This is a genomic window from Streptomyces sp. NPDC006309, from assembly GCF_040613095.1.
GTDB lineage: Bacteria > Actinomycetota > Actinomycetes > Streptomycetales > Streptomycetaceae > Streptomyces.
Genome location: NZ_JBEXRO010000020.1, coordinates 115,476 through 121,514, shown reverse-complemented (window position 1 = coordinate 121,514; position 6,039 = coordinate 115,476). Strand labels below are relative to the sequence as shown.

Sequence of the window (6,039 nt, the reverse complement as noted above, 5' to 3'; positions counted from 1 at the left end):
CGTGGGGAAGTGCGTACGGACTGTCCGTGGCCACCGGTTCCCCGGCAATGCCGCGTGCGTCCGGGACGTCCGCGGCTGCTACCTCTGCGGCGTGGGGAAGTGCGTACGGACTGTCCGTGGCCACCGGTTCCCCGGCAATGCCGCGTGCGTCCGGGACGTCCGCGGCTGCTACCTCTGCGGCGTGGGCACGTGCGTCCGGGCTGCCCGTGGCCCCCGCTTCCCCGGCAACGGCGCACGCGTCAGGGGCGTTCGCGGGTGCCACTTCTGTGGCGCCGGCGCCGGCGCGGGCGTTCCGGTCGGTGGTGGCTGTCGGCTCCCCGGCGACGGCGCCGGCGCCGGCGTTCGCCGCCTGCGTGGCTGCCAGTTCTTCCGCTAGGACGGCGTGCGCCGCCGCGCCCAGTACGTGCCGGACCTGGTGAGCGCTTGCCCTGGGGTGCAGGAAGGCGGCGCCGGCCGCGTGGCTCGCCGCCCGTGCCGCCTCGGCCGCCGCGGGCGACGCGGCCTCCCGCGCCGCCCGGTACGCCGCCCACGCGCTCTGCCGCAGCGCCGCCGTGCGCCGGCCGCCCGCCGCGAAGGCGCGGGCCGCGTCGATGGCCTCGCGGGGACGCGGGTCGCCGGGGACGCTCTCCTCGAAGAGCGCCAGGACGCCGAGCGCGCATTCCGCGGCGTAGCCCGCGATCTCCCGCAGCTCGTGTGCGCTCAGCTCGATCGTGGCCGGTCCGTTCGGTTCCGTGGGCATGGCCCGATCCTGCCGCGAGCCGCCCGGCCGGCGCCAGGGCGGGATCCCGGGGCGCCGGCGGCGACGCGGACCGGGCGCGGGGGGTTCCGGTGCCCCCCGCGGGAGGGCACTGTGTGAGGAGGGGACGGAACGGTCCCCCAGCATGCTCGCGCATGGCTCCGCGTGGTTCCTGCCTAGGCGGTGACTGGCACATGGCACTCGGTGGCGCCACGCCCCCGTACGGGCTGCGGTTCGACGCCGGGCGGGTGTGTCTGGACCTCCTCGCCACCACGCATCCGGTCGAACGGCTGGACGGGACGGGCCCGTTGTGCGCGTGGATCACCGGCGTGGGGATCGTGCCCGCCGGTACGGCGCTGGACCACGCCGACGCCTCCTGGCCGGCCGGGTTCCGGGAACTGCGCGGGAGCATAGGGACGTTGGTGCGGGAGCCGCAGGCCGGGGGCACGGCGTCGTACGGGCGTGCGCTGCGGCGGGTGAACGAGGCCGCCGGGGCCGCGGTCCCGGTCGTCGTCGCCGTACAGGGGACGGACGGCGGCCTCGTACGGGAGCTGGCGGCGCCGCCCGGCTGTGCCGCGCTGCTCGCCGTCGTGGCCCGGGACGCCGTCGAGCTGCTCACCGACCCCGCGGCGAGAGCCGCCGTACGCGAGTGCGAGGGGGACGACTGCCCCCTCGTGTACCTCGACACCTCCCGCGGGCGCCGCCGCCGCTGGTGCTCCAGCGAGGTGTGCGGGAACCGGGAGCGGGTGGCCCGGCACCGGCGGCGGACGGCGCCGGCGCGGACCTGAGGGCTCGGACCCGCCCCGGATCTGAAGTGATTTGCGCAACACCAGGTTTTAGTTGCCGCATACACGGGCAGCGCCGGGCCGCTTCGGCGATGTGCCGTAAATGTAAAGATCGGCCGGTGGGAATGTGCACCCATGTCCCGCTCGTCACGTCACTACGGAGAAATCTGTCACTCCGGTTTGAACACCGGGCCGCCCCTGTCCGTACGGGTGGGCGAGCGACCGACTGGGGGAACCCCCGGACACCGGAGGTGGGCGTGCGCAAGGATGCGGCCGTGGCCAATGAACGTGGATCGAGGGCCCGACATCGCATGTCCTCACAGCCCTCGGAACCTGACGAGGAGCTGATGCGTGCCCTGTACCGGGAGCACGCCGGACCTCTCCTCGCGTATGTCCTGCGACTGGTCGCCGGCGATCGGCAGCGTGCCGAGGACGTCGTGCAGGAGACGCTCATCCGTGCCTGGAAGAACGCCGGTCAGCTCAATCGGGCGACCGGTTCGGTACGCCCCTGGCTGGTGACGGTCGCGCGCCGCATCGTCATCGACGGCCATCGCAGCCGGCAGGCCCGGCCGCAGGAGGTCGATCCGTCGCCGCTGGAGGTCATCCCCGCGGAGGACGAGATCGACAAGGCGCTGTGGCTGATGACGTTGTCGGACGCGCTCGACGACCTGACCCCGGCCCACCGGGAGGTCCTCGTCGAGACGTACTTCAAGGGGCGTACGGTCAACGAGGCGGCCGAGACACTGGGCATTCCGAGCGGCACGGTCCGCTCCCGGGTGTTCTACGCCCTGCGGTCGATGAAGCTGGCACTGGAGGAGCGGGGGGTGACGGCGTGATGAGCAACGGCTACGGGGGAATGCCAGGATTCGGACCGGGTGGTCCGGGTATGTCTGGCCCCATGAACCCCAGGCAGGGATCTTCGGTGCCGAGCGAGCACGAGACCGTCGGCGCCTACGCCCTCGGGATTCTCGACGACGCCGAGGCAACCGCTTTCGAGGCGCATCTCGCCGGCTGCGAGTGGTGCGCCCAACAGCTCGACGAGCTGGCCGGGATGGAACCGATGCTGGCCGCGCTCGCGGACCTGCCCGGCTCCGGCAGCACGCCCGCGATCGGTGAGTCGCTGTCCGCCCGGCCCAGCCCGCGGCTGGCGGAGAAGCTGGTGGACGAGGTCGCCGAGCGGCGCGCCCAGAAGCGCCGGCGCAGCTTCTACATGGTCGCGGCGGCCGCCGCGCTGATCATCGCCGGACCGCTGGCCGCCGTGGCGGTGAACGGCGGCTCGGACAGTGGCCGGCAGGTCACCGCGACGCCCGCCCAGGCGACCTTCGAGACCATGTCCGACAAGAAGTCGGCCACGGACCCGTCGACCTCGGTCAGCGCGACCGTCGGCATGGCCCGCAAGGACTGGGGCACCCAGGCGGTCCTGGAGCTGAAGAACGTCAAGGGCCCGCTGAAGTGCTCCCTGGTGCTCGTCGCCAAGAACGGGCAGCGCGTGACCATGTCGTCGTGGTCCGTCCCGAACTGGGGGTACGGCATCCCGGGCGCGAAGACCGAGGAGTCCAAGAAGCCGCTCTACATCGGCGGGGCCGCGGCCTTCCATCCGAACGAGATCGACCACTTCGAGATCGTGACCTTCGAGGGCAAGAAGCTCGTGCAGGTCGACGCGTAGGCGTGTGCGGCGGGCTCGGTGAGCCCTTTCTTTCCGGCGTTCCCGGGTGATCCGGGGGCGCCGGACCGACGTGCCGTAGCCTGCGCCCGCTCCCTTCGCGTACGGTTGACGGCTGCCCAGCACGTCAGAAGGGGGCCCGGTGGCCGCTCAGGTTCAGCAGTCCGCGGTCGGCTCGGTACAGGACGCACGCGATTCCGTCCGCGACCGGGAGATCAGCGTCGAACAGGAACACCTGGACCGGGTGTACCGGCGGCTCGAGGAGAAGATCCACGAGGCCGAGTTCCTGATGCACGACGCGGCCCAGCGCGGCCAGGTCGGCACGCCCGGCGCGCTCGCCGAGCGCGACGCGCAGGTCTTCCGGGCCGGTGTCCATCTGAACCGGCTCAACAACGAGTTCGAGGACTTCCTCTTTGGCCGCGTCGACCTGCTGCCCGGCAGGGACGGGAAGAAGGGGCCCGACGGCGCGTACACCGCGGTGGAGCCCGCCGAGGGCGCGGTGCGCGAGGACAACACCGCCGACATCGCCGAGACCCTGCACATCGGGCGCATCGGCGTGCTGGACGCGGACTACTCCCCGCTGGTCATCGACTGGCGCGCGCCCGCCGCCGCGCCCTTCTACCGGGCCACCCCCGTGGAGCCGGGACGGGTCGTGCGGCGCCGGGTCATCCGGTCCAGGGGGCGCCGGGTGCTGGGGGTCGAGGACGACCTCATGCGCCCGGAGCTGACGGCCTACCTGGGCGGTGACGAGCTGCCCGTCATCGGGGACGGCGCCCTCATGGCCGCCCTCGGCCAGGCCCGCGGCCACACCATGCGGGACATCGTCTCCTCCATCCAGGCCGAGCAGGACCTCGTCATCCGCGCCCCCGCCGCCTCCGTCACCTACGTCGAGGGCGGGCCGGGCACCGGGAAGACCGCCGTCGCCCTGCACCGCGCCGCCTACCTGCTCTACCAGGACCGGCGCCGGTACGCGGGCGGCATCCTGATCGTCTCGCCGACCCCGCTGCTCGTCGCCTACACCGAGGGCGTGCTGCCCTCGCTCGGCGAGGAGGGCCAGGTCGCCGTCCGCGCGATCGGTTCGCTGGTCGACGGCGCGGAGGCCACGCTGTACGACTCCCCGGCCGTGGCCCGCGCCAAGGGCTCGTACCGGATGCTGAAGGTGCTGCGGAAGGCGGCCCGGGGCGCCCTGGAGCTGGGGGCCGGCGCCCCGGCGGGGCAGCTCGCCCTGGACGACGACGCCGACGACACCCGGAGTGCCGGGGCGCGGCCGGCCGGCGGTCCGCCCACCCGTCTGCGGGTGGTCGCCTTCGGGCGCCGGATCGAGCTGGAGGCCGGCGAGCTGGACCGCATCCGCCGTACCGTCCTCGGCGGCACCGCGCCCGTCAACCTGCTCCGCCCGCGCGCCCGCAGACTGCTCCTGGACGCGCTGTGGGCGAGATCCGGCGCCGCCGGCCGCCACGCCGACCCGGAACTGGCCGCCGAACTTCGCTCCTCCTTCGACGAGGACGTCAGCACGGAGGACAGCTTCCTGGGCTTCCTCGACGCCTGGTGGCCCGAGCTGACCCCGAAGGCCGTGCTCGCCGCCATGGCCGACGAGAAGCGGCTCGGCCGCTGGGCCCGGCGGATCCTCAACCCCGGCGAGGTCCGCAAGGTCGCCCGCGCTCTGCGGCGCGACGGCCACTCGGTGCACGACGTCGCCCTGCTCGACGAGCTCCAGGCGATCCTCGGCGCGCCGGCCCGGCCGCGCAGGAAGCGCGAGCTGGACCCGCTGGACCAGCTCACCGGCCTGGAGGAGCTGATGCCGGCGCGTGCGGAGTCGCAGTGGGAGCGGGCCGAGCGCCTGGCGCAGGAGCGCACCGAGTACGCGCACGTCATCGTGGACGAGGCGCAGGACCTCACGCCGATGCAGTGGCGCATGGTCGGCCGCCGCGGCCGGCACGCGACCTGGACGGTGGTCGGGGATCCGGCGCAGTCGTCCTGGTCCGACCCGGACGAGGCGGCCGAGGCCCGTGACGAGGCCCTGGGCACCCGGCCCCGGCGCCGTTTCCAGCTCACCGTGAACTACCGCAACCCGGCGGAGATCGCCGAGCTGGCGGCCAGGGTGCTGGCCCTGGCCATGCCGGGTTCCGAGGCGCCGACCGCCGTGCGGTCCACCGGCGTCGAGCCCCGCTTCGCCGTCGTACGCGACACTCTGGAGCGGACCGTGCGGGCCGAGGCCGAGCGGCTGCTCGCACTGGTGGACGGCACGGTCGGCGTGGTCGTCGCGATGAACCGGCGCGAGGAGGCCCGGCGCTGGCTGGCCGGGCTCGGCGACCGGGTGGTGGCGCTGGGCAGCCTGGAGGCCAAGGGCCTGGAGTACGACGCGACGGTGGTCGTCTCGCCCGCGGAGATCGCCGACGAGTCGCCGGCGGGACTGCGCGTGCTGTACGTGGCGCTGACCCGGGCCACCCAGCAGCTGACGGTGGTGTCGGGGGAGCGGGACGAGCCGGACGGGGCGGGGGTCCCTGACCTCCTCAGGGACTGAGGGAGAGAGGTTTTCCGGTGAACTCGGCGCAGCAGGAATGGTCCCGGGCAACTGTTTGTTAGCCTTGACGTGGCACCGGCCCGATCCAAGCCCCCGGGCCCAACCTTAGTCGCTGCGAGCGACCACTTGCCGCGAGGCGAGCATGGCGGGTCGGTGTCATGAACGTGGGAGGCCCACGTCACGGGAGTGACGTGGGCCTCTTTCTTTGTCCGATCAACTCTCGTATGGTGGAATCTGTTTTCCGAAAACGAGCAGCCGTCGATCGGTCCCGTGAACACAACGTCCGCAATCCAGGGCGACTACCACGTACTGGCCGGTAGGTGCGACGATC

At 73.2% G+C, this 6,039-nt stretch carries 5 protein-coding genes; 4 read left to right on the top strand and 1 reads right to left on the bottom strand.

The genetic code is table 11. From position 1 onward, the window contains the following. Positions 1-739 (bottom strand): putative immunity protein (locus ABZ117_RS24435; protein WP_356823901.1); only part of this gene is annotated, 739 nt, incomplete at its 3' end. Positions 740-930: 191 nt separating this feature from the next. Between ABZ117_RS24435 and ABZ117_RS24430 the strand changes: the two genes are divergently transcribed. The 4 genes from ABZ117_RS24430 (at position 931) to ABZ117_RS24415 (ending at position 5,708) form a co-directional block, all read left to right on the top strand. Then, complete coding sequence (locus ABZ117_RS24430) at positions 931-1,524, top strand: ABATE domain-containing protein (protein ID WP_356823900.1); 594 nt, start codon at positions 931-933, stop codon at positions 1,522-1,524. A 248-nt stretch (positions 1,525-1,772) separates the two neighbouring features. Further along, positions 1,773-2,357: a sigma-70 family RNA polymerase sigma factor gene (locus tag ABZ117_RS24425; protein ID WP_030167252.1), complete on the top strand. Its 585-nt coding sequence runs from the start codon at positions 1,773-1,775 to the stop codon at positions 2,355-2,357. A gap of 62 nt (positions 2,358-2,419) precedes the next feature. Beyond that, positions 2,420-3,187 (top strand): zf-HC2 domain-containing protein, encoded by a 768-nt coding sequence (locus ABZ117_RS24420; RefSeq protein WP_356823899.1) that lies wholly within the window; start codon positions 2,420-2,422, stop codon positions 3,185-3,187. 139 nt (positions 3,188-3,326) lie between these two features. After that, positions 3,327-5,708: a UvrD-helicase domain-containing protein gene (locus ABZ117_RS24415; protein ID WP_356823898.1), complete on the top strand. Its 2,382-nt coding sequence runs from the start codon at positions 3,327-3,329 to the stop codon at positions 5,706-5,708. Positions 5,709-6,039: the final 331 nt, after the last annotated feature.